Origin of the sequence: Pseudomonas beijingensis, assembly GCF_030687295.1 — a bacterium.
Classification (GTDB): Bacteria; Pseudomonadota; Gammaproteobacteria; order Pseudomonadales; family Pseudomonadaceae; genus Aquipseudomonas; species Aquipseudomonas beijingensis.
Map to the genome: position 1 here is coordinate 6065549 of NZ_CP117425.1, position 23307 is coordinate 6088855.

A 23307-nucleotide genomic window follows, 5' to 3' on the forward strand; every position below is an offset into this window, starting at 1 on the left:
GTGCCTGCAAAACCGACAGCGACGCTCAGCAGGTTTCTTTGCTGCCAGATAGCACCGCCGTACGAACTTGATACGAATTCTCGACAAGACCCCACACCCCACGGAGAATAGTCGGCTGCTGACAGGAGTCCCTATGCGCCGTTTGCTTTTCTCACTGTTGATGTTCTGCGTTTTGCCCGCCTGGGCAGACAGCTACGACCAGTTGTACAAGGTCGCCGGCTGGCCGGAACAGCGGGCGCATTTCAGTGATGCCTTGAGCGCCGCCCAGCAGCGCTACCAGAGCAGCCTGCCGGCGGCGGTGTTCCAGGCGCTGGTGAACAACAGCAATCAACGTTTCGCCCCCCAGGCCATGGATCAGCGGGCCGAAGCGCAAATGCGCAAGAATCTTCGTGACCCTCAGCCGGCCCTGAGTTTCTTCCAATCGCCTTTGGGCCGCAAAGTCGTGGCAGCCGAGTTGCTGGCGACCCGGCGCGATCAATTGGCGAAAAACGCCAAGGGCCTGCCGAAGATGCAAGCCAGTGACAACCGCCTGTTGATCATCGGCCACCTGGCCCAGGCCCTGCCCGCCCGCGAAGCCGGCGCCGAAGTTAGCCTGGCGATCGCCGGCGTGGCGGCCGACAGCCTGAGCTCGATGATCCCGGGACTCCTGGGGGCCGGCCAGGCCCAGGGCATGCTCAACGGCCAGCGCCAGCGACTGATGGAACAGATCGGCGCGGACCTGAACAACACATTGCTGTACGTCTACCGTGACCTGACGGATACCGAGTTGGAAGAGTTCGCCACCTTCGCCGAATCGACTGAGGGCCAGGCTTATTATCAAGCGGCTTTGGCGGCGATTCGGGCGGGGTTGGCGGTGGGGCAGACTCTCGGGCAATAGTTCAGCACCGCTATCGCGAGCAAGCTCGCTCCCACAGGGTGTTGAGTGAACTCAGATTCGCGAGCACACAGATCCAATGTGGGAGCGAGCTTGCTCGCGATAGCAATAGCCCGGTCACCGCCGAACCCGACTCATCCGCTTCGTCAAAAACCCAAACATCTCTTGCCGTATCGCCAGCGCCTCATTCGCCAGGTGATGCCGCCCTTCAGGCAACATCAGCACCTGCGGCCGGTCGAATTTGCCGCGCAGCACTTGCAGGTTGTGCACCCAATCCACCGTCATGTCCGCCTGTCCCTGCACGATCAACGGCTGGCGCGGGCTGCTCGGGGCGGTTTCGATACGCTTGATCCATTGCCCCAAGGCCCCCACCCATGCGGTGGGCAAACGTAATGGCTGCAGCGGATCGGCTTGCAGGAATGGCAGGAACTGCGGGTCAGTGGAGTTCTCGCTGAAACGCCGGGCGATACCAGTGACGAAGGGCTTGAGCAGGTAATAACTCAGGCGCGACCAACCCCAGGCCCGCGGCCGCACCAGGGGTGACAACAGGATGACCTGGCCCTGGGCCGGGCTCTGCGCGCCGTGGTTGAGCACGTGATCGACCACGATCGCCCCGCCGGTGCTTTGCCCACACAGGTGCCAAGGATGCGGCAGGTCCAGCGTCGTGGCCTCGGCCAATAGCCCCTGCAAGGTGGCCTGGTACTCGGCGAAATCCTCGATGCTGGCGCGTTCGCCGCTGGACAGGCCATGGCCCGGCAGGTCGCAGGCGATCACCGCGAACTTCTGCTCCAAGGCCCATTCGATCAAGTGCCGGTACAGCCCCATGTGATCGTAGTAACCGTGGAACACAAACAACGTCGCCACGGCTTTTTCCGGCCACCAGACCTGACTGACCACCTCATACCCGCCCACCTCGAAACGCCCCAATCCCTTGCGCACGCTGCGCTGGGGAAAATCCAGCCCATAGAACCGCTGGTAAGCCTGGGCTTGTTCGGACAGGGCTTGCCACTGGGCCAACGGTTGCAGGCTGGCACGCAGGAGATCGGGATCGAAAGTGGCAGGCATCAAGGTTTCCAGACATGGGCGCAGCGCGCGAGACAGACTTTACAAGCCTGTGATATTCATCTGTCGCGGCAAGCATGGCAAGCTACGCGGCTTCAGAGGATCGACTCCATGCGCCCGTCCCATCGCACGACCTTGCTTGCCAGCCTGCTTGCCCTCGGATGCGCCATCGTATTGTGGGCGGCCTACGACTGGTTCCAAGGCCGTTTCCTGCGGACCTTCAGTCAACACACGGCGGTGTTTTCCGGCGACCCTCTGCGCCTGCCTGCCGACCTGGCCGGCCCCGGCGCGATCCGCCTGGTGCATTTCTGGGACCCGGCGTGCCCGTGCAACGTCGGCAACCAGCAGCACCTGGCCGAACTGGTCGATAAATACGTACCGCAAGGCGTTGAGTTCTATGCGGTACAAAAGCCCGGCAGCCAGGGTCAATTACCGGCCACCCTGAACAGCCTCAAACCGCTCTCGGCGCTCCCCGGCTCAAACCAGATTCCCGCCAGCCCGGCCGTGGCGATCTGGGATCGCAGCGGCCAGTTGGCGTACTTCGGCCCCTACAGCGAAGGCCTGACCTGCAATTCGAGCAACAGCTTCATCGAACCGATTCTCGAGGCGTTGAGTGCCGGCCGGGAAGTTAACGCGACTCACACATTGGCCGTGGGCTGTTATTGCCCGTGGTCGGTTTCAAACTGAAGTGTTAACTACATCACGTATTGCCAGCCTCCTCTTGGGTGAGAATACAAAGTTGAACCTAGTGCCCGCCTCTAGAGCTCTTACTCAAAGTAAGGGCGTGGGCTGAACCGTTTGTCGGATCCAATTTTTCCAAAGAACGCCATTACCCTTCCTTTTCGGCCTGTGCCCCGTGCCAGACGGGTTGTGCAGGGCAATTGACGGCCGCCGACCGTTTAGCTGAATCGATTAACAGCGGCCGTGCCAGTATGAACTTTTTTTTAATCTCTTCTCTAAACCTCGTGACCAACAAAATGTTCTTTACCCGTGCAGCGCGCGGCGGCGCTAACTAGAGGAAGTTCCATACGCCTTTTGATCTTTCAACTTGTCGACCCTCCTAACCAAACAAGAAATGGAATCGTCAGTGATGCAAAAGCTGCTATGCGCTGCACTTTCCAATCCCCATAAAGAAGATGCCCTCAACCTTGAGGCGTTTGTCCAATGCGTCGCCCCGCTCATGATCGACGTGCTGCTGCGCGGCGAAACCGGCACGGGTAAAGACACGCTGGCAGAAAAGATCCATCGTATGTCGGGTTGCTCCGGCAAGTTCGTTGCCATCAACTGCGCCGCCATTCCTGAAACCCTCGCGGAGAGCCAGCTCTTCGGGGCCAACACCGGCGCGTTTACCGGCGCCAGCCAAAATCGCGCGGGGTTCGTCGAAGCCGCGCATAACGGCACGCTGTACCTGGACGAAATCGACAGCATGCCGTTGGGGCTGCAAGCCAAGCTGCTGCGTGTCCTGGAATCCAGGACGGTCCAAAGGCTGGGCTCGACCCAGAACATCCCGGTGAACATGCGGGTTATTGCCTCCGCCCAGTGCCCGCTGGGAGAAATGGTCGAACGTGGCGAGTTTCGCCGGGACCTGTATTTTCGCCTGAACATCATCAGCCTCAAGCTGCCTCCACTGCGTAGCCGCAAGGAGCGCATCGTGCCGCTGTTCCAGTCGCTGGTGCGCCGGGAGGCACAGGCACTTGACCGGCCTTATGTCGCACCGTCGCCAACGCTGTTGCGCCAACTGCTCGGCTACGCCTGGCCTGGAAACATCCGCGAGCTGCAATCCGCCGCCAAGCGATACGTGCTCGGCTTGCCGGCATTGCCCCGCGCCGAACCACTGGAACACAGCAGTTCAACGCTCAAGTTGAAAGAGCACCTGCAGCAGTTCGAGAAAATCCTCATCGAGGACTGCATGCGCCGCCACCATCACTGCATCGACAAGGTTATCGCCGAACTGGGTATCGCCCGGCGTACGCTGTATTACCGAATGAAGTGCCTGCAAATATCGACGAGTTGAGTGGGATCGGTGGAACCGTTTACGCAACGGTCGCCACTTAACCGTCGAGACGCTCACGATCGTCTCGCCATTCCACAACCCGGAGATACGACTATGAGTTTTGGTGGACTTTCTCTCGCGGCTTCCACGGCTGCCATGCAGCAGATGGACGCGACCTCCGCTGCGATGACAACCATGAAATCCGAATTCGACCAGAAGAAACTGGTCGCCGACACCATGAACGCAATCGCGGCAGGGTCGATGGACACCGCAACCAAGGCCATCACCGCCATGGGGGAGGCATCCAAAGGCATACGATTCTGACCCATCCGCTTCAGTCCCCGCTTCGGCGGGGCAACCTCAAGCGCGATGCGCAGGAGGCCTTATGCACATTGACATGCCAGACAGCCTTCGTGCTCTCAGAGACCTGTCCCATGACGAGCCCACGCAGCGCCCCGCCCAGACTCCTCCGGGCCTGGCGAACGTGGTCGCCGAGCACCTGGCGTTGCATGGGGCCGGCGACCGGTTGCGGGCGTCGCTCGTCCAGTGGGGTGACGAACAGGGTTCGACCGGCGGACAGTCTCGCTTCGGCTGGCGCAACCCCCAGGACAGATTGACCGCAGAAACCGAAGACCCTTTGCGCCTGGTGCTGGAAGACATCCTGGAAGAGATCAACAGCGGCACCGGTTCCAATCTCGATGTCGACATCGATGACGCCTATTCCAATGAAGACCTGTTCAACGATCTGGCCCAGATGCTCGCCCATCGCCGGCAACCCATCGGTGACAACGATCTCGACAGCCAAAGCGATTTCGGCAGTGCCAACAACCCCTTCTGTGGCGCGTTGTTCGGTGCCTGGGAAATGGAGGGCGATCACGCCACGCGGCGCGGTCGTCATGACGCGAGCCTGTCGCTGCTGCTCAAGATCATCGCAGTCCTGGGCCGAAGGAAACTGCTGACGCTGCTGGACATCGACGAAAGTGACGGCCAGGCGCGGTATGAACCGGATGACCAGGACCTGTTGTTCGAGATCGCGGCATTCATGGACCAGCACCCGGCGCGCTATCCCCCACCGGCAGCCCTCGACACGGAACGGTGGACATGGACCGAACGCATTTCCCGCGGCACAGCGCTGGATGCGCGCGAAACTCGCTTGTTCCAGCTTGCCCTGGAAGAACTGGACTCCGCGCTGGCCCGCTTGGCCGGCCAGCAGTCCCCGCTACGCCAACGCGCCCGGCGCAGCCGGGAAGAAATCGAGTTTCACCTGAGCGTCACCGGTAGCGCTCGCAACGTCTTGAGGCGGATGTGCGCCTGAAGGCACCCGCTCTTTGAATTCCAGCTATTTGAACAACAGGAGACATTCCGTGGACATACATGCCATCGACCCCAGCAACCTCGCCTCCACTTCCGCCAAAACGAGCGCCAGGCCACAGGCCAGCGCCGAGACCAGCGATGTCAGTTGGTTCAACGCACAAATGCGCGAGAAAGCTCCCGCCCCGGACAGCGAAAACAACGTCGCGGCACGCATCATTGACTCGTTGTCGAGCCGCTCCAGCGAATTGCAGCGCCTGGATGAACGCGCCAACCGCGACATGATCAAGGCCGTCCGCAGCGCCGACCCGCAGGATATGTTGCAGTCGAATCGGTCGTTGTCGTCCTTCCACCTGGAAAGCCTGATGACCGCGAAAATAGTCAGCAAAGGCTCCCAGGCAATCGAGAAGCTCACCAATCTCCAGTAAAGGGAAGGCCGGTCATGTCCATGCGCGCGTTCTCCACACTGTTGCTGTGCCTGCTGCTCACCGGTTGCGACGAACGGACGGCATTGCACAGCCATCTTTCCGAGCAGGATGCCAACGAAGTGATCGCCGAGTTGGCGAACAAGAACGTGGAGGCGAGCAAGCAAGTCGACAAAGACGGGTTGACCGTACTGGTCGAGCCAGCCGACATGAACAGTGCCGTCCAGGTACTCGAAGCCGCCGGCTTGCCGCGTCGGTCCCGCTCCAGCCTGGGGGAGATCTTCCGCAAGGAAGGGGTGATTTCCACGCCGATGGAAGAGCGTGCCCGCTACATCTATGCCTTGTCCCAGGAGCTCGAATCGACGCTTTCACAAATCGATGGCGTGGTGCTTGCCCGGGTTCATGTGGTCCTGCCGGAACGGGTGGCTCCGGGTGAGCCGGTCCAGCCTGCATCGGCCTCGGTCTTCATCAAGCACACCAGTGCCCTGGACCCCGACAGCATTACTCCCCGCGTACGCAACCTGGTCGCCAGCGGGATTCCCGGCATGGCCGACGCCACTCAGAACCCGACCAAGTTATCGGTGGTATTCGTTCCCGCCGCCCCCTATCAGGAACAGCGCAAGATGGCGTACTTCGGCCCCTTCCTCATGCAGGCCGATGACATTGGTTATTGGCGGGCGGTGACCGTGGCGGCAAGCATCACCTTGCTCGGCATCCTGATGGGTGCCTTGTATGGCCTCTATCGGCTATGGCGCAAAGGCGTGTTGGTGCTGCCACGGTTTCTCGGCCACACGCTCGCCAAGCCAGCCGGGACGCCCGCCTCACCTCAAAGCAGCGCGACACCCGGGTTGTTTGCCGTGAAAACCCCGGGGGCCAAGCCCGACAGTAACGGGACTGCCGCATGACGGCGGAAGTTGAATGGGTGCGCTGGTGGAGCCACGCCTGGCGCGAGGCAGACCGGGCCTGGTACTCGTCGGCGCTTTGCCGGCTGACCGCGCCGCAAATCGACGCCCTCGCCCGGGGGCACCACGTCGCGCTTGCGCGCACCTTCGGCATGACCCCCGTGCACGCCACCACAACCCAGTCCGGCGCTGCAAGCGCTGTTCTGCGGTACGCCCCGGACCTTGCCCCTTGCCTGCGAATTGGTGGCGAGCACTTGCGCACCGTTAACGGCGACACACGCCCTTTCGGCGCAGGACCGGGCCTGGTGCGAGCGCACCGCCAAAGCCCTGCGGCCGGGGCACTGGCTCGAACAAGGCCAGGATCCGCTCGCACTGCTGCGTGCCTGGCTGGGTGAACGGGCCTGGGAACGTGCGCGCCTGGCGTTCCCACGCGACAGAATCAGTGCCCTCGAATCGGTGCCCGCCCCTCAACCGCCAGCCGCCAAGCTGAACACGCTTTGGCAGTCCGCCTGCTGGAAGGCTGAGCAAAGCCTGGCAGCCCCGGCCCCTATCCAAACGGAGAGACACGATGCTCGCTCGGCGTTCGCTTGAACTGCGCCCCGATGGCCAGGGCCTGTCGCAGCCCTATATATCGCGCGAAACCCTGGTGGACTGTGCCCGCGCACAGGTCATCCTCGAACAGGCCCAGGCGCAGGCTGCGCAATGGCTTGAGCGCGCCAGCGCAGAGGCGGACGCGACCGTGCTTGAGGCCCAAGCCCGCTTCTGGGAAAAGGCCGAAACCTTGCTCGCCGCCTGGGAAGCCCAGCGCCAAGCCATGTGGGAGCGGATCGAGACGAGTGCTGCTCACCTGGTCAACGAGGCCCTGGGGACGCTGTTGGACGAAGTCCCGGAACAGGCGCGCATCGATGCGCTCGTTCGCCAGTTGGCGTCGCGCCAGGACGAGCCGGTCAGCGTCACCCTTCGCTGCCATCCCGAAGACCTGGCGAGCCTGACGCAGAGCCTGGGCACCGATGGCAGGCGCCCCTGGACGCCGGTGGCGGATGCCGACATGGAACGACAGCAACTGAAGCTGGAAACGCCAGGCGGCACATTCCTGCTCGACTGGCCCACCGCTGTCAAAGCCCTGCGCCTGCCTGATCCACCACACCTCCCTGCAAACTGACCTACCGCTATCGCGAGCAAGCTCGCTCCCACAGGGATTTCTGGTGGCTGCGCTGCCTGTGAACACCCCGGAAAAACTGTGGGAGCGAGCTTGCTCGCGATGACGGCGGCACAGCCCCCCGACGCTAACTGAGCCACCTCCATCACAAGCAAGCCCCACCTCCCCAGTTTTTTCCTCATTTACGCGGAACCGCCCATGGCTTGACCACCACTCACATCGTGAACATGCCTAACCCAGAGGAACCGCCCATGTCTTCCACCGATGCCGTCCAGCGCCGCCTCGACACCTACTTCCAACGCGCGACCGACAACGTCAACAACGCTGCGATGAACGCGGCAGAAAGTCAGTCGCTCGACGACATGCATTCATTCCTGACGAGCATGAACGGCATGTCCGTGGCAGTGAACGCGGCGACTCAACAGACCACGGCCCATCACAACCTCGCCAAGGCGATCATCGATGCAATGCCATGAGCTGCGAACACAGCTCACCCGCTGGAGCGCCAGCGGCGATGGCCCGGAACGCTTCAGCCTTGTCATCGACGATGGCGAGGCGACCTTCAGCAAGCTCGACGAGGCCGTGCTGGTATCGGTCGAGCTGACTGTCCCGATGACCCATGAGGTGCTTCTGGAAGACCTGCTTCGGCTGGCGCACCCAAGCCTATCGCGATTCCCCGGCGCGCTGGCCCGTTCGCCGCAGGACGGTCGTTTATGGCTGCTGACGCAATTGGCGCCGGACGGGCATATCGACGACCTGATCGAGGCGCTCGAAGCCCTGCTCAACCAGCGTGACACCTGGCAATCCATTCTCAATAAAGACCAACGTGCCGTCGCAGCGCCTGTGGCGCGACGCCTCTCGCACTCTCACTTGCTCGGAACAGGAATCCGCCATGCCTAACAGGTGGCTTATACCGTACCGCTCGATGACCGCAGGCAAGGTACACCTTCGCCAGTCGATCCCACGCCGCTGGGCGACACCTGCGCTGGTCGCACTGGCATTGGCCGCGCTTGGCGCGGGCATGCCGGCACAGGCGGCCATACCGACCGACTGGAAGAACACGCCTTACGCCTACGACGCCCAGGGCACACCGTTGGCCAAGGTACTCGGCGACTTCGCCAATACCTTCGCGGTGCAACTGGTGATCGATGGCACGGTGAAAGGCACCGTCGACGGGCGGATGCGCGCTGAAAGTCCCCAGGCGTTCCTCGACAGGCTCGGCCTGGAAAATCGCTTCCAGTGGTTCATGTACGGCAACACGTTGTACGTCAGCCCCTTGCAGAACCAGGACTCCACGCGCCTGGAAGTGTCCGCCGATGCCGTGCCGGACATGAAGCAAGCCTTGACCGACATCGGCCTGCTGGATCCACGCTTCGGCTGGGGTGAATTGCCCGACGAAGGCGTGGTCCTGGTCTCCGGCCCGGAACGCTATGTGCGTCTGGTGACGCAGTTTGCCGAAGCACGCAAGACCCCCGAGGAAAAGCAGGAAGTGATCAGCTTCCCATTGCGCTATGCCACCGCCGCCGACCGCAACGTCAAGTACCGCGGCGAAACACTGGTCATTCCCGGGGTCGCCAGCATCCTGAAAGGTTTGCTGGAAAGCCGCAGCGCCGTGTCCGGCGGCATGCAAACGGCCTCGCCCCAGGCATCGTTCCAGAACATGCAGGCCCAGCAATCGGCGACCATGGGCAACATCGAACAGTTGGCATTGAACGGCATGGGTCGCCCGAACACCAACCGCGTACCGTCCGGCGCGAGCGGCGGTGGAGGCGGCCGGGGCAAGATCCGCGTCGAAGCCGACGTGCGCAACAACGCGGTGCTCATCTACGACGCGCCCAAGCGACGGGAAATCTACACGCCGCTGATTCGCGATGTGGACGTCCCGCGCAAGCTGGTGGAGATCGATGCGATCATCCTCGACATCGACCGCACGCAACTGGCCGAGTTGGCCTCGAACTGGAACGTCGAGAGCGGCGATCTGATCGGTGGGGCCTCGATGATTCGCCCCGGTGCCAGCTCGACGGTGTTCATTCAGGACTACGGTGATTTTTCCGCGCAACTGCGTGCCCTGGAAGGCCGCGGCCTGGCCTCGGTGGTGGCGAATCCATCGGTTCTGACCCTGGAGAACCAGCCGGCGGTCATCGACTTCAGCCGCACCGAGTACATCTCCGCCATCGGCGAGCGCGTAGCCACCGTCGAGCCGATCACGGCGGGCACCAGCCTGCAGGTCGTGCCCCATGCCATCGAGACCGGGGGCCGCAACCAGATCCAGATGTCCCTGGACATCGAAGACGGCCGCATCGAGCCCTCGGAGGTCGGCCAGCAGACGCCCAGCGTGCGCCGGGGCGTGGTCAGCACCCAGGCTGTCATGGGGGAAAGCCGGTCGCTGGTGGTCGGCGGTTTTCATACCGAAGAGACCGGTGACAACCTCGAACGGGTGCCGTGGCTGGGCCGCATCCCGCTGATCGGGCCGCTGCTGTTTTCCTCGACCACGCGCGAGACCAGCCGTCGCGAACGGGTCTTCATCCTGACGCCCCGCCTGATCGGCGACCAGGTCGACCCGGCCCGCTATATCTCCGCCCTTGACCGCGAGCAGGTCGACAGCGCCATGGCTCGCCTGGAAGAGCGTCGCAACGGCACCCGTCCCGTCGGCCGTATCGAAGTCAGCGATGTGCTCGCCCAGCTCGCCGACGGCAACATTCCGGCCACGTTCAAGCAGGCTGCGTCGATTCCTTATTCGCCCGACACATTGTGCGCACTGCAACCCGGGCTATCCCTGGATGCCGCACGGGCGCAATGGTTCGCAGGCCCCGATTACGGCATCGCCGTGGGCGTGGTGCGCAACGACGGCCAGCGGCGGCTGCGCTTCGACGAGGCGAGCTGCGGCAGCCGCTGGACCCTGGCCACCTCCGCCTGGCCGAAGGTGTGGCTTGAGCCTGGCGAGGAAACGGAAGTGTTCGTGGTCATGAAACAACCCACGCGCACGCCCGGCGGCGAGCGCCCTTCTCTCCTGCAAACCAGCGCGAGGACCTTGCCATGAGTCGCACGTCACTGCTGCTCGTTTTATTGCTGAGCCTGCCGGTGTTCGCCGGCTGCGCGAACCGCTCGGGCTGCCAGGGCGAGGCCTGCAGCCGGGCCGAACCAGACAACGGTCGACTGGTGATCTGGTGGTCGCCCGGTATGCGTGGCGGCCTTGGCTCCCCCGAACACCCACTGGACCATACGGTCGTCCCATTGGAGAACTGAAACGCTATGTCTTTTTCGGTACACAGCGTGAGCACTCGCCAGGCCTTCCAGAAGAACATCATCGCCGGCATCGCGACGTATTGGGAAATAGCCCCGGGCATTGAGTTCTGTCTGCGACGCGAGCCTCACAGCGTCGGGCTCGCCTTACAGATAGAAAGCCAGGCGCTACGCGCAAACCAGATCCAGCATGCGCTGGAACGGCGCTTCGCCCACCCGACCGACTACGCGCAGCTGTTCGTATTTCTCGATCCGCAGCGAGCGCTCGTGGTCTGGCAGGCACTGCCCGACGCGCCGCTGTCCACTGAGCTGCTCGATGAAATCCAGTCCCGTCAGCTATCGCTGCTGGGCCTGGAAGACCTCGACGATTATTCGGCCACTTATTGAGGGCGATGCTGTTCACTCAGGAACAACGCTGAACCCGTGGCCAGAGATTCATCCAGAAACTTTATGAGGGAGGTTTTCCATGACTGTCGCACCGCTTGCCCAGCGCTTGATCTCGGCCCTCGCGCAACACCTGCATGCGGACTTGCAGCTGGAAGGTGGCGTATGTGCGCTGTATGACACGAGCAACCGCGAGGCGGTGGTCATCGAGCTGCCCGATCACGGCGACGTCGCCATCCTTCATTGCTCGATCGATGTACCTGCCCACGCCCCCGGCCTGCACAAGCGCTTGCTGGAGCTCAACTTTCGCTTGGATCTGCTCGGTGGCAGCTGGCTGGCCCTGGACGATAAGAGCAGCGTTCGCCTGTGCGCCCATTGCCCGCTGGCGATGCTCGACGAAGCGCGGTTCTGCCATTGGATCGTGGGCTTCATCGCCCAGGTCGGCGAGGTTCGTGCACGCTTGGCGGTGCCTGCGACGCCGGGCGGACCTCGTCCGACCTCGCTCAACACAAGCCGTACCCGACTGGGCTAGATGGCCATAGAACAAAAGTCGATGAACCCATGGCTAGAGGTTGCTCCCGCTGGGCTGCGTAGCAGACCATTTTTTGTGAGTGCTTTCGCACTCAAGCGGGAGCAAGCTCCCTCGCCACAGGTTCATCATTTTCCCCAGATGGTCAGCATTGGAGATGTTTATCGAAGCTTCATCGCCTCTCCACCCTCCTGCATGACTTTCCTTGCGCTGTCCATGAAGCCCTTGGTCACCTCGGTCACCGTATCGCTCATCAACTTGGCCATGTCGGCAGAGCTTTTAATCAGCATCAGGGCGCTCTGGCGCTCTTCCATCTGCATCTGTAGACCGAACTGCTTTTCCATCGCCTCCTTTTGACGGGTTTCCATCTCGCTCATGAAAGAGTAGTCCTGAGTGCGCGATGCCGGAGTGGCGTTGGACGTTTGCGCGTCATCCAGCGGTTGAGCTTCATTCGGCGCCGCCGCATGGTTGGCGTCCCGCGTTCGGGTACGGCCACGCTCACGCTGATGCACCGGAGGTGGCGTCGAGGAGGAACGTCCCCGTGTGTGCAGGCTTTGGCTGCCCTGGCGCTGCTGCGCCTCGCGGGGCCGTTGGTTCAGTGAGGGTGAGCGCGATAAGCTGTCGATGCCGTGCAGGGCACCTGTGCCCCTTATGGGGGTCGTCAGGGAACGTTGATCAGGCATGGGAAATCCTCCACGAGTCGGTGTGTGGTGAGCACTGTCGGCAGGCCGGTATCGGCCAGACGAGCCTGGCTCACTACCTGAGTGGCGAGCGCGCGTGCATCGGTTCCATCGACCTCAACGCAGGTTCAATTCCGGAATCTCGATCACCTCGCCCTTGGCCTCGTCATCCAGCTCGCGCAGCACCCGATAAATGTGCGCAACCGCCTGGAGCGTTTCCCGGGGGATATACCCACCGACGTCTTCGCGGTAGATCGTTCGTGCCAGCCAGATGCACTGAATGACCGGGACCCGCGCCGCCTTGGCCCGTTCGATCAGCGCCCGGGCCTCGGCATCGACGCCTTTGACGATCAGTTGCGGCAGCGGCGTTTCCTCGGGGCGATACAGCAGCGCGACGGCAAAGTGGGTGGGGTTGACCACCAGCATGTCGGCGTCCTCCACCGGCTTGGTCTCTTTGCTGACGGGCTGGTCGACCAATTGCCGGGCCAGGCTGCGGCGATGCATTTTTACGTGCGGGTCGCCTTCCATTTCCTTGAACTCCTTGCGCACCTCCTCCTCGCTCATGCGCAGGCGCTTGGCGAAGAAATATTTCTGCAGGCCGAAGTCGAGAATCGCCAGCACCAGCAATACGCCCAGGCAAACGTGCATGATGTGTCGAAACAGGCTGGCCAACCCGCGCCAGTAACTGTGCAGGTCGCCGTTGACCAGACTGATCAACGAGCCGAGTGCCGGCAGGGTCACCAGATAAATCACGCTGCCGATAAACACGGCCTTGATCAGCCCCATGAACAGGTTGATCAGCGCCTGGCCGGAGAACATCTGCTTGGCCTGGTTCATCGGGTTCAAGCGGTTCGGGTCAGGCTGCAGGGCTTCGGGAGCGAACAGGAAGCCGAACTGTATCCAACCGGCCACCAGGCGCGTGACGATCGCCAGCCCCACGGTCATCAAGGTGAAATTGAGCAGCACGCCACCGGCATGGGCCAAGGTCTCCTCGAAGGCCCGTACAAAGTCGACATCCAGCCGGTGCAGCGGGAACGCCACCAGGTCTTCCAACGCCTGCATGCTGTCGTCGGCCTGGGTCAATGCCACTTCAGTGATCGCAGCGAGCACCAGCAGGCTGCTCAAGTCCTGGCTCTGGCCGACCTGGCCTTTGTTGCGCGCGTCGCGAATCTTCTTGGGCGTCGCCCGCTTGGTCTTTTCACCACTGTCTTCGCTCATGGGCGAAGCCCTCCTTCAGGGCGCCTGCAACAACAGGTGAAGCAGATGCCGGATTTCGCCATAGCGGCCAAGACGGCCCGTCATCGCATCCCACAGGGTGGGCAGGTAGAACAGCAGGAAGCCCAGGCCGATCAGGCTCTTGGCCGGCATGGCGAGCACGAACACCTGCAATTGCGGGCTATACAGGCTGAGCAGCGCCAGGCTGAACTCCACCAGCAACAGCAAGCCGATAAAGGGTGCCGCGTAGAGCATCATGTGCATGAACATTTCGGCGAGCAGCCCGAGAAACACGCCGAAGCCGTCCGCGCCAGGCAATGGAAACCAAACGGTGGGCGACCACACCAGGTAGCTGTCCCAGATCACCTGGGTCAACGTACCAATGCCCAGGGTGGCGACCAGCAGCAGGATCGTCATCTCCTTGAACAGGTGTCCCAAGGGCGTGGTGTCGGTGCCGAGCGCCGGGTTCAACTGACCACCGATGAGCGCGCCGCGCTGGTTGTCCAGCAAGGCGCCCACCGATTCGTACAACCAGAACGGCATCGCCAGCAGCACCCCGAGCAAGAAACCCAGCACCAGTTCCTTGAACATCAACCCGGCGAGGGACAACCAATTGACCTGGGCGTCGATCAGCGCCTGGCGAATGCCGGGCGCCGGCAACATGCCCAGGGCAAACACCACGGCATGGCGCGGCAAGCCTCGCAGGTGCTGGAAGCAAAACACCGGGACCAGGTAAGCGACCGGGTAGATGCGCGCCATGCCGAGCGCGATCGACAGCAGCAAGTCGAAGTACGGGACGAAAGCCTGGGCCGTCATCAGGTGTTGGCCATCATTTCGAACGCCCGGCGCAGCAGTCCCAGCAATTCCACGCCGATCCAGCGGCCGGTGACCAGCAAGGTCAGCCCGACCGCCACCAGCTTGATGCCGAAGGGCAAGGTCTGGTCCTGGATCTGCATCAAGGCCTGCACCAGGGACGTCAGCACACCGACGATCACCGCCACGATCAAGGGCGGCGCGGAGAGCAGGACCACCAGCAACATGCCTTCCTTAAACAACGTCAGCGCGTCCATCGCACGTCCTCAAAGATAGGAATAGAAGAGGCTGTCGAGCAATTGCGTCCAGCCCTGCACGAGGACAAAAATCAGCAGCTTGAGCGGCAATGAAATGGTCATGGGCGCGACCATCTGCATGCCCAGCGCCAGCAGCAGGTTGGACACGATCAGGTCGATGACAATGAACGGGATGTAGATCAGGAAGCCCATCTGGAAGCCGGCCTCGAGCTCCGACAGCATGAAGGCCGGGATGAGCAGCATCAGGTCGTCGCGACTGGCCTGCTCGGCGCGTTCCTTGGGCCACATCCGCTGGGTGTTTTCCAGCAGGTGGGCGAGGATGTCCGGGTTGGTATTGCGCGACATGAACGCCTGCAACGGTTTTATCGCGTTCAGAGCAGAACCTTGCAGCGCCTCGGTACTGCTGAAATCCAACGGTCGCTCCTTCAGCTCTTCGGCGATGTTGTGACCGACCGGCGCCATGATGAACAGCGTCGCGGCCAGCGCAATGGCATACAGCGCCATATTGGGTGGCACCTGCTGTACGCCGATGGCGTTACGGGTGATCGTCAGCACGATGGCTATCTTGAGAAAGGCGCTGCAGATGATCAGCAGCAGGGGGACCAACGAGATCCCACCGATGAACAGCGCCAGCAGAAAGGGGTCGACCCCCTGGAAGCTCATCCAGCCACATCCACGCGAGCGATTTGCAGGCCCAGCCGGCCATCGACCTCGACCAGCTCGCCATGGGCCAGGGCTCGTTCGCCATAGAACAGCGCCGCTGTTCCCGGTGTCGCACCCTGCACTTGCAACACCGCGCCAGGCGCCAGGTTGCGCAGCTCGCCCAATGTCAGGTTCAAATGACCGCAGCGGATCGTAAGCGCCAGCGGCAGGTCGTCGAAGCGCTCGGGCAGATCGGCAGCAACCGGCTCCGTCATCGGCGCCTCCTCGGTTTCAGCGACGCCATAGGCTGGCTGATCGGCCGCCTCGGGGGCTTGGGCCTCAGGTTCGTAGCGGGCGGTATCGTCCCAGTCCGGTGTCAGGATGTCGGTGTCGGCAGTGGTGCTCATAACGGTCTCCTCCAGAGCGAGCAAGGTCAGGCGCAACGGCGCGGCACGGCTGTGTACCCGCACCTGCAAACAATGCCGGCCCAGGCGAATCAGCCCTTGGCCGGATGAGTCGAACAAGGCGGTTTCCGGCACCAGCACATCACCGGGGCGCAGCGTCGCCAACTGCCCGGCAGGCAGTGCCAGGCGTCCCAGTTCCAACGGAACATGCAGCGCAAAACCCGCGAACCCGGGCGCGCTTCGCCGCTGCCAAGGGGCGGCGCGAAGCAGCCCCAGCAGGGTCGTCCCGGGCATTTGCAGATGGCTCGTGACGCGGGCCGCGCCCACCCTCACGTCGAGCCGGCAGACAATGCCCGGCACGGCAGGCTCGGCCGTTGGCTTGAGAAAGCCGAATGCCAGGCGCAGGGGCTCGCTCAGGGTTTGCTGGAACAGCGACCAGAACCACGCGTCATCCGGTCCGGGGTCGGCGGGCAAGACCACCGGACATTCACCGAACAGGCTGAGTACGGCGCCGGGCTCATCCAGCGTGAAGACACCATGGGCACACGCCAACACACACGGCGCCCCCCCAGCCGCGCCACCCGGGGTCAGTTCCAGCAGGCCCGTCTCACCCGCCACCTCGAAGGGCAAGCTGACACCGATCCCCAATAGCCGCCGGGCAGTGGCGTCCTCGATACCAACCGGCGGCAGCGTCAATGCATGGACGGTCATGTCGCGCTTGCCTCTTCTTCCTGCGCTACGCGCACGCTCACTGGTTGGCCCAGGCTCTGGGTCAGCGCTTCTTCGAGACGGCCGGATCGACTCGATAACCGCGCCTGTGCGTCTGCACTTTCGCCGGTCAGGCCGATGTCCCACCCGGACGCCCCGCCCAGCCGGCGGGCGGACACCTTGATGCGGCCCAGATTGGGAAGGTGCAGCAGCAGGTCCAGTTGCTGGTCGAGCGTGGCGCGCAAGCGTGGCGTGAGCTGGTCGACAAACGCCTCCACTTCGCTGCTCGAAAGATTCACCAGGCCCGCCAGCGAACCAGTGCCTGCGGTGTCATCCTGCGTGCCGCCCCGTGGCGCATCGGCCCACTGGCGAAACCAGTAGCCGTCACTGCGCCCTGCCATCACGTCGGGGTCGCGCCCGGTTGCAGGAGCAGAGTCGCGCGCCGCCGGACGGATGGCCCGGCTCACCTGGGCGGGCGGTTGCTCATACGCCCGAGGCGGATGCCGGACGGGCGCTGCCGAGGGGTTGCTGTGCGGTGTCGGCCCACCGCGCACGGTACGTTCATTCATCGCTTGGGGTCTCCACCCAGTGCTCCATCATTGCGCTGAGCTTTTCCAGATCACGTCGGCGCCCTTGTAGCCGCTGCTGGGCGGCGGCCGTGTCCTTTGCCTGCTGCGCCTGCTCATCGTCCAGTGCCTGCAACGCCCGCGCTTGCTCGGCCAGCTCGCCGATCAAACGACGCTCCTGGGTACTCCAGGCATTGAGTTCGCACACGCTCAGCGCCCGGCCACGGTGCTCGCCGTACAACGCTTCGCGCTGCAGCGCCTGCTCCTCGCTGGTCGCCTGCATGCGCGCCCGCGCGGCGACAACCGCGGCTTCGCGCTCGCGCAGAAGCTCGCGCTGCTGGCGCCACGCCCGCTCGGCCTGCGCTTCACGGTGGCGGCGAATCGGCGCCAGGGTGTCCAGATCAACCCGGGACATAAGCGGTCAACTGCTGCAGATGGGCGAGCGTCGACGCAAACGGCTCCGGCTCACGCAGGTCCTGGCGCAGGAAGGCGTCCAGGGCCCCACGGGACTCCACCGCCAGGTCGGTCAAGGGGTCGGCGCCGGCCTGGTATTCGCCCAAGCGCAACATCAGTTCGATTTGTTCATAGGCCGACAGCAATCGACGCACATTGATGCCCGCCCGCAGGTGCTCTGCCTCGGCCACGTTGGCCAAGGTTCGCGAGAGGCTGGCCAGCACGTCGATTGCCGGGTAGTGGCCGCGCTCGGCGAGCTTGCGCGACAGCACGATGTGACCGTCGAGCAGCGACCGCACTTCATCCGCCACCGGATCGTTCATGGAATCCTGCTCGATGAGCACCGTATAAAACGCGGTGATGGCGCCCTCGTTGGTCAACCCGGCGCGCTCGACCAGGCGCGGCAGCAAGCTGTAGACCGACGGTGGCAGGCCGCCGCGCCCCAACGGCTCGCCAGCGGCCAGACCGATTTCACGTTGGGCCCGGGCGAAGCGGGTCAGCGAATCGATGAGCAGCAGGACCCGTTGGCCCCGGGCGCGAAAACCCTCGGCCAATGCCGTCGCGGTGAACGCCGCACGGGCGCGCTCCATGCTGGAGCGGTCGGAGGTAGCGCACACCAGGACCGCACGGGCACGCAGTTCATCGTCCAGCTCATGGTCGAGAAATTCGCGCAGTTCGCGCCCACGCTCGCCGATCAGGCCGAAGACGATGACATCGCAGTCAACGTTCCGGGCAATTTCCGCCAGCAGCGTGGTCTTGCCGCAACCGGCGCCGGCGAACAGCCCCACACGCTGGCCTTCGCCGAGTGTCAGCGGGCCGTCGATGGCCCGTACGCCGGTCATCAAGGGCCGTTGGATACGCGGGCGCGCGGTAGGTGCCGGGGCCTCGCCAATCACTGGCGAGGCTTGCAGTACATGGGGTCCGGCGAACGCCCCGGCGCCGCCGTCCACCAGTGGCCGGCCGAAGCCATCCAACACCTGGCCCAGCAACTGCGGCCCCACGCACACCCGATGGGGCATGCCCAGTGGCTCCACCGCCGCACCGACCCGGACACCCTCCAGGCCTCCCAAGGCGCTGAGCAAGGCATCGTGCTGGTCGAAGCCGACGATCTCGGCGAGCAGCGGTTCGCGGGCGTCGCGCTCGACCCGGCAGAGGTCGCCGATCTGCGCCCCCGGCAGCCGGCACTGCAACAGGATGCCGCTGACCCGCTGCACCCGTCCGCGCACCATGACCGGCGCGAAGCGACGCAGGTGCGCCAGTTGCCCGGCCTCCCAGGCCTCCAGTCGCGCGATGGCCGCCTGCGTCATCACCACGTGACCTCGTAGCGTTGGTCACCCTCGAAGGTGACTTTGCCGCTGTCGATGGCGGTCAAGCGCAGGCCATCGATCTGGTCGCCCAGGAACAGCCGACGTCCATCGGCCGTAACCACGTGGCCACGCTTGCCGCCCACGATCTGGGCGATCTGGAACGGCAACTGCGTCAGTCGCTCCTTCACGTTGGCCGTAATCCCGATTGGTGTCTCGTAGCGATCGTAGAAACGCTCGATCAACCGCTCGACCATCGCCAGGCGTGGGCGCGGCAGCTCGCCCACCAGGACCAACTGGTCGCCCTGGTTCTCGACCCGCACGCCGGCACCCAGATCACGTTCCTGCAACATGCGATCGAGTTCCAGGCGGACCGCCTCGACATTGTCCAATGCCACTTTGCTGTGCTTGAGCTGCTGGGCCGGGCTGCGCGTCGCGGTCTGCGCCGGCTGGCTGGTAAAGGCCCAAGCGCTGGACGCAACGGTGATCACCGCCGCAGCGATTGCCAGGCGCTTGGGCCACGATGGCCGCACGACGGGTTTCGGGGTTTCCCGCGCCGTCGCCAGATGCGCAGCGTCATCCAGCGCCGCCTCTTCGGGCCAGGGCTGATCGGCCGGGGCCAGACACAGCCAGACGCCTGCCACGGCAAACGGGGCATTGCTCTGCAAGGGCTCGGCCGGCGTCCAAGGTTGGCCCTGTCCATCGCAAACCGCACCCTCCAGCAGCTCCAGCAGCCATTGGCCCTGCACCTGCCGCAGGCCTACGTGACGCCCGCAGATGCCCGGATCGTAAAGCGCCAGGTCGGCATCCTCCGCCGCCCCGACCACCCATTGCTCGCCCACCAGCGGCAACGCCGCACCTCGGTGCAGACCACTCAAGACACGCAGTTCGAACATGGCCAATTCCTCAAGGGGCGACAGACGTTCGCCCACGCTCCGGTTGTACGACGGGGCACCGGCGGTGCCCGTCCTCTGTCATAGCCAGGCCATCGACCGCACCTGGATTTGCATCGTTACCTAGTGGCTGCGCTGCCGGTGCGCCAAGGCCGACCGTCACGCGGCATCCTCCACCTGTAGTTTTTCCTGCTCGAGGTCAAAACGTCCCAGCACGATGACCTGGGCGTTGCTGTGCAACTCGCTGAAGGCGAGCACGGGCACGTGATTGAATTCGTCGCGCAACAAATCGCGCAGCGGTGCCCGCAGGTCTTGCGCCACCAGCAGCACGGCCACGCGCCTGGCGCGCAACGGGAAGCCTTCGCGCAACTGCATCACCAAGGCGCGGGTATGCAGGCTTTCCAGGGCAAAAAAAGTTTCCGTCTGGGTCTGGCGCAGCGCGTCGCGCAACAGGCCTTCGGTTTCCGGCGTCAACAGCCACACGTGCAGGCCGTCTTCATCGCGGTACTGGTGATAGATCTGCGACTTCAGGGCAATGCGTGCGTAGTCGGTCAGCGCACCGATGTCACGCTCGTGCTGCCCATGTTCGATCAGGGACTCGGCGATCAGACGCACCGCGCGCAGCGGGACACCTTCGCCGGCCAGGCGCTGGAGCACGGCGGCGAAACGGGCCAATGGCATGGTTCTCTGCAGCTCCTGCACCAGCTCTGGCTGGCCCGCTTCGAGCCAACTGAGAATCGACTTGCTCTCCTGAAGGCCCAAGAACTGCGGGCCCGTGGCGAACATGGCGCGGCTCATGCGTTCCACCAGCAATTCGCCGGCCGACACCGCCTCCACGCGCTCGTCCGCCAACAGCGGATCGTCAGGCGTCAGCCATAGCCACTGGTGCTCGTCACGCACCTCGCTGCCGACCTGCCCGTCGCGGGCTTCGAACGGCAGCGGCCCGCGCGCCACGGCCACACGCTCACCGAAAGTTGCCCGCAACATCGGCACCTCGTGCACGCAGAAGCGGAACTCGTCGTCCTCCAACAGCGCGCTGTATTCGATCTCAAAGGGTGGCAAGGTCAGGCCAAAACCGGCCACCAGGGCATTACGTTTCTTGCGGATCGCCTGGATGACGTCCTCGGCCGCCGCGTTGCCTTCCATGGCTTTGGAAAACTGCAAAAGATAGGCACGGGTCGGGTCGAAGCTGCGCAGGTCTTCCGCGCCGTTCTGTGCCGGGGCGACGACATCCGCTGGCTGGTCGCCCTGACGGGCCTGCCGGGCGCGCGTGTACAGCTGGAGGATGCCCGCGGTGCCGGTGATCAAGGCGATGACAATGAACACCAACGTCGGCATACCGGGCAAGGCCGCAAAGCCGAGCATTCCCACCGACGCGATCACCCAGGCCTTGGGCTCGGCGGTCAACTGCTGGGCGATTTCCTTGCCGACGCTACTACCTGCCGGCTGCCCTTCCGGCGAAACCCGGGTGATGATCATGCCGGCGGTGAGGGAAATCAGCAGTGCCGGAATCTGCGCGATCAGGCCGTCACCGATGGTCAACACGGCATACAAATGCATCGATTCGGACGCGCTCATGTCGTGCTGCATCATGCCGATCGAAAAGCCGCCGATGAGGTTGATCACGACGATCACCAAGCCCGCGATGGCATCGCCCTTGACGAACTTCATCGCCCCGTCCATCGCACCGAACAGCTGGCTTTCCTTGTTCAATTCCTCGCGTCGCCGCCGGGCTTCGCTGACGTCGATCAGGTTCGCGCGCAGGTCGCTGTCGATGGACATTTGTTTGCCCGGCAGCGCATCCAGGGTAAAACGCGCCGCCACTTCGGCGACCCGCTCCGAGCCCTTGGTGATCACCAGGAAGTTGACCACCGTCAGAATGAGGAAAATGACCAACCCGACCGCCAGGTTGCCCCCCACCACGAAATTCCCGAACGCCTGGACGATATGACCGGCGTCGCCCTGGAGCAGGATCAACCGGGTGGTGGCCACCGACAACGCCAGCCGGAACAGCGTGGTCAACAGCAGCACCGCCGGAAACGAGGAAAACGCCAGCGGGCGTGGCAGGTACAGCGAGAGCACGATCAGCAGGCAGGAAATACAGATGTTGATCGCGATCAGCGCATCGACCACCGAGGTCGGCAAAGGCAGGATCAGCATGAACACAATGCCCAGCACCACGAACGCCCCGACCACCTCGATGCGCCGCACCGCTTCATTGGCGACTTTGTTCAACAGGGCGATCATGAGCGCGCTCCAATCACCGGAACAGCGGTCTGGCTTCGGGGCTCGCCACGGGAACGCTCATCGAGCAGCACCAACAGATTCTTCAATGCGGTCTGTCGGCTTTTGCCATCACGCCAGAGGGGTAGCGGCAAACGCTTGAGCAAGGGATACAGGCCGTTCAGGGAGACCAGTTGGTCCCGCTCCTGGTCGCCCCCCAGTTCACGGCCGATGCGCCGTACTTCCGCCGCCGACAGGCCACTGCTGACAAACCCCAGCATGCGCTGGAGCAGCAACACGGCGGTGAGCTGGCTGGCCGGGCAACTGTAGGCCAACTGCTCCAGCAAACGGCGGCAGCTATGCAGGACACTGCCCAGTTGCGTCGAGGCCGCCAGGCCGATCAACAACGTGCGCAACAGGGCGGTAGGGCGTGAAGGCGTGTGTGCGGCGATGTCGTCAGCCAGTGCCCGGCGCATCATATCCAGCCCCGGCACGAACGCCGCCTCGCCGAACAGGCCAAGCAATGCCTGCATCATGGTGGGCAATGACTGCTTGAGCACCACGGTGTCGTAGTAGAGCCGCCGTACCGCCTGGCGCAGTTCGGGATCGCCGCCCGCAGCGCGCAATGCCTCGGCGATGTTCATGCCCGCCTGGATCTGCGCGCCATAACGCTCGCGCAATAACTGCAGGTAGTCGCGAGCACGCTGGGCTTCGACAAGACGCCCTTGCACCTCGGCATCGCGCAATGTTTGTTGCAGGATCAGGTCGGTACGGGCCGGGTCTCCACCGGTGGACTGCACCACCTCCTCAAGCACCGGCTCGCCACGCAACAACAGACCCGCCTGGGCGGCCATCGCGCCCAGGCTCTGCTTGCCTGGATGGCCGAGTTGGTCGTACCACTCCTCCAACTGCTCGCGCGTCTCGACCCGCACCTGGCCCACCTCGCTGCGGGCATTGCGGATGCGCCGCTGGCTCAGTGCCTTGGTATTGCGCTCCACGTGATGGCTGAAGGTCATGCCGACCTCCTCCATCGAATTGGACTGCACGGCCTGGAACGATTCGACAGGCTTGCCCATGCCCACGACGGCCGAAGCGGCCTGGGCAAGGTTGACGGCAATACGCGCATTGGTCGGGGCTTCTACTTTCATGATGGCCGTGAGCGTGGTTTCGGACGCTCAGTGGGTGGCGGCGATCCGGCATTCGGTTCCATCGGCGGCCGTGGCCTTTTCTGACCGGTTCGAGAGGGCTTCCCGACCAAGCGTTCGCT

Annotated in this window: 27 protein-coding genes; 14 read left to right on the plus strand and 13 right to left on the minus strand. The window is 63.7% G+C overall.

What is annotated here, in order from left to right; translation table 11 throughout:
* Positions 1 to 133 precede the first annotated feature (133 nt).
* Entirely contained in the window at positions 134 to 877 is a 744-nt protein-coding gene (locus tag PSH84_RS27010; protein WP_305482035.1) for a hypothetical protein, read from the plus strand.
* Positions 878 to 991: 114 nt separating this feature from the next.
* On the opposite strand, the gene bipL is transcribed toward PSH84_RS27010, so the two are convergent.
* The gene (bipL, locus tag PSH84_RS27015) at positions 992 to 1939 is read right to left on the minus strand and encodes a phospholipase BipL (protein WP_305468769.1); all 948 of its coding nucleotides are present in this window, start codon (positions 1937 to 1939) and stop codon (positions 992 to 994) included.
* A 108-nt stretch (positions 1940 to 2047) separates the two neighbouring features.
* On the opposite strand from bipL, the gene PSH84_RS27020 reads away from it, so the two are divergent.
* The 13 genes from PSH84_RS27020 to PSH84_RS27080 all read left to right on the plus strand — a co-directional run bounded on the left by PSH84_RS27020 (position 2048) and on the right by PSH84_RS27080 (position 11885).
* The gene (locus PSH84_RS27020; protein ID WP_122567433.1) at positions 2048 to 2623 is read left to right on the plus strand and encodes a DUF6436 domain-containing protein; all 576 of its coding nucleotides are present in this window, start codon (positions 2048 to 2050) and stop codon (positions 2621 to 2623) included.
* A gap of 403 nt (positions 2624 to 3026) precedes the next feature.
* Entirely contained in the window at positions 3027 to 3950 is a 924-nt protein-coding gene (locus PSH84_RS27025) for a sigma 54-interacting transcriptional regulator (protein WP_122567434.1), read from the plus strand.
* Positions 3951 to 4043: 93 nt separating this feature from the next.
* A complete protein-coding gene (locus PSH84_RS27030; RefSeq protein WP_109752469.1) occupies positions 4044 to 4253 on the plus strand; it encodes a type III secretion system major pilin HrpA in 210 nt (69 codons plus the stop codon).
* Positions 4254 to 4314: 61 nt separating this feature from the next.
* Positions 4315 to 5244, plus strand: coding sequence for a type III secretion protein (locus tag PSH84_RS27035; protein ID WP_305482036.1), 930 nt, complete (start codon positions 4315 to 4317; stop codon positions 5242 to 5244).
* A 49-nt stretch (positions 5245 to 5293) separates the two neighbouring features.
* Positions 5294 to 5668, plus strand: coding sequence for a type III secretion system inner rod subunit SctI (sctI, locus tag PSH84_RS27040; protein ID WP_122567435.1), 375 nt, complete (start codon positions 5294 to 5296; stop codon positions 5666 to 5668).
* 14 nt (positions 5669 to 5682) lie between these two features.
* Positions 5683 to 6570: a type III secretion system inner membrane ring lipoprotein SctJ gene (gene sctJ / locus PSH84_RS27045; protein ID WP_122567436.1), complete on the plus strand. Its 888-nt coding sequence runs from the start codon at positions 5683 to 5685 to the stop codon at positions 6568 to 6570.
* A 565-nt stretch (positions 6571 to 7135) separates the two neighbouring features.
* On the plus strand, positions 7136 to 7729 hold the full coding sequence (gene sctL / locus PSH84_RS27050; RefSeq protein WP_305468772.1) for a type III secretion system stator protein SctL: 594 nt from the start codon (positions 7136 to 7138) through the stop codon (positions 7727 to 7729).
* 248 nt (positions 7730 to 7977) lie between these two features.
* Positions 7978 to 8202: a type III secretion protein gene (locus PSH84_RS27055; RefSeq protein ID WP_014340714.1), complete on the plus strand. Its 225-nt coding sequence runs from the start codon at positions 7978 to 7980 to the stop codon at positions 8200 to 8202.
* The gene (locus tag PSH84_RS27060; protein WP_305482038.1) at positions 8189 to 8626 is read left to right on the plus strand and encodes a type III secretion system chaperone; all 438 of its coding nucleotides are present in this window, start codon (positions 8189 to 8191) and stop codon (positions 8624 to 8626) included. The genes PSH84_RS27055 and PSH84_RS27060 overlap by 14 nt, the downstream gene beginning before the upstream one ends.
* Positions 8619 to 10766 carry a type III secretion system outer membrane ring subunit SctC gene (sctC, locus tag PSH84_RS27065; RefSeq protein WP_122567440.1) on the plus strand — a complete coding sequence of 716 codons (2148 nt, stop codon included), beginning with the start codon at positions 8619 to 8621 and terminating at the stop codon, positions 10764 to 10766. The genes PSH84_RS27060 and sctC overlap by 8 nt, the downstream gene beginning before the upstream one ends.
* The gene (gene hrpT / locus PSH84_RS27070) at positions 10763 to 10972 is read left to right on the plus strand and encodes an HrpT family type III secretion system protein (RefSeq protein WP_122567441.1); all 210 of its coding nucleotides are present in this window, start codon (positions 10763 to 10765) and stop codon (positions 10970 to 10972) included. Before sctC ends, hrpT begins: the two co-directional genes overlap by 4 nt.
* 6 nt (positions 10973 to 10978) lie before the next feature.
* A complete protein-coding gene (locus PSH84_RS27075) occupies positions 10979 to 11356 on the plus strand; it encodes a transcriptional regulator (RefSeq protein ID WP_122567442.1) in 378 nt (125 codons plus the stop codon).
* Between the two features lie 79 nt (positions 11357 to 11435).
* Positions 11436 to 11885, plus strand: coding sequence for a type III secretion system chaperone (locus tag PSH84_RS27080; protein WP_122567443.1), 450 nt, complete (start codon positions 11436 to 11438; stop codon positions 11883 to 11885).
* Between the two features lie 158 nt (positions 11886 to 12043).
* On the opposite strand, the gene PSH84_RS27085 is transcribed toward PSH84_RS27080, so the two are convergent.
* The 12 genes from PSH84_RS27085 to PSH84_RS27140 form a co-directional block, all read right to left on the minus strand.
* Positions 12044 to 12565, minus strand: a complete 522-nt coding sequence (locus PSH84_RS27085) for a type III effector (protein WP_305482039.1) — start codon at positions 12563 to 12565, stop codon at positions 12044 to 12046.
* 114 nt (positions 12566 to 12679) lie between these two features.
* Positions 12680 to 13780 carry a type III secretion system export apparatus subunit SctU gene (gene sctU, locus PSH84_RS27090; protein WP_305468775.1) on the minus strand — a complete coding sequence of 367 codons (1101 nt, stop codon included), beginning with the start codon at positions 13778 to 13780 and terminating at the stop codon, positions 12680 to 12682.
* 15 nt (positions 13781 to 13795) lie between these two features.
* Positions 13796 to 14593, minus strand: a complete 798-nt coding sequence (sctT, locus tag PSH84_RS27095; protein WP_109752489.1) for a type III secretion system export apparatus subunit SctT — start codon at positions 14591 to 14593, stop codon at positions 13796 to 13798.
* On the minus strand, positions 14593 to 14847 hold the full coding sequence (sctS, locus tag PSH84_RS27100; RefSeq protein WP_003206603.1) for a type III secretion system export apparatus subunit SctS: 255 nt from the start codon (positions 14845 to 14847) through the stop codon (positions 14593 to 14595). Before sctS ends, sctT begins: the two co-directional genes overlap by 1 nt.
* Positions 14848 to 14856: 9 nt before the next feature.
* Positions 14857 to 15510 (minus strand): type III secretion system export apparatus subunit SctR, encoded by a 654-nt coding sequence (gene sctR / locus PSH84_RS27105; protein ID WP_116833691.1) that lies wholly within the window; start codon positions 15508 to 15510, stop codon positions 14857 to 14859.
* Positions 15507 to 16604 carry a type III secretion system cytoplasmic ring protein SctQ gene (gene sctQ, locus PSH84_RS27110; RefSeq protein ID WP_122567445.1) on the minus strand — a complete coding sequence of 366 codons (1098 nt, stop codon included), beginning with the start codon at positions 16602 to 16604 and terminating at the stop codon, positions 15507 to 15509. The genes sctR and sctQ overlap by 4 nt, the downstream gene beginning before the upstream one ends.
* Positions 16601 to 17170 (minus strand): type III secretion protein, encoded by a 570-nt coding sequence (locus PSH84_RS27115; RefSeq protein ID WP_240998489.1) that lies wholly within the window; start codon positions 17168 to 17170, stop codon positions 16601 to 16603. Before PSH84_RS27115 ends, sctQ begins: the two co-directional genes overlap by 4 nt.
* Positions 17163 to 17582 carry a YscO family type III secretion system apparatus protein gene (locus PSH84_RS27120; RefSeq protein WP_122567446.1) on the minus strand — a complete coding sequence of 140 codons (420 nt, stop codon included), beginning with the start codon at positions 17580 to 17582 and terminating at the stop codon, positions 17163 to 17165. Before PSH84_RS27120 ends, PSH84_RS27115 begins: the two co-directional genes overlap by 8 nt.
* Positions 17569 to 18927 carry a FliI/YscN family ATPase gene (locus PSH84_RS27125; RefSeq protein ID WP_305471289.1) on the minus strand — a complete coding sequence of 453 codons (1359 nt, stop codon included), beginning with the start codon at positions 18925 to 18927 and terminating at the stop codon, positions 17569 to 17571. Before PSH84_RS27125 ends, PSH84_RS27120 begins: the two co-directional genes overlap by 14 nt.
* Positions 18927 to 19820 (minus strand): FHA domain-containing protein, encoded by an 894-nt coding sequence (locus tag PSH84_RS27130; protein ID WP_305468776.1) that lies wholly within the window; start codon positions 19818 to 19820, stop codon positions 18927 to 18929. Before PSH84_RS27130 ends, PSH84_RS27125 begins: the two co-directional genes overlap by 1 nt.
* Before the next feature lie 156 nt (positions 19821 to 19976).
* The gene (gene sctV / locus PSH84_RS27135) at positions 19977 to 22064 is read right to left on the minus strand and encodes a type III secretion system export apparatus subunit SctV (protein WP_122567449.1); all 2088 of its coding nucleotides are present in this window, start codon (positions 22062 to 22064) and stop codon (positions 19977 to 19979) included.
* Positions 22061 to 23188 (minus strand): TyeA family type III secretion system gatekeeper subunit, encoded by a 1128-nt coding sequence (locus PSH84_RS27140; protein WP_122567450.1) that lies wholly within the window; start codon positions 23186 to 23188, stop codon positions 22061 to 22063. Before PSH84_RS27140 ends, sctV begins: the two co-directional genes overlap by 4 nt.
* Between the last annotated feature and the right edge of the window lie 119 nt (positions 23189 to 23307).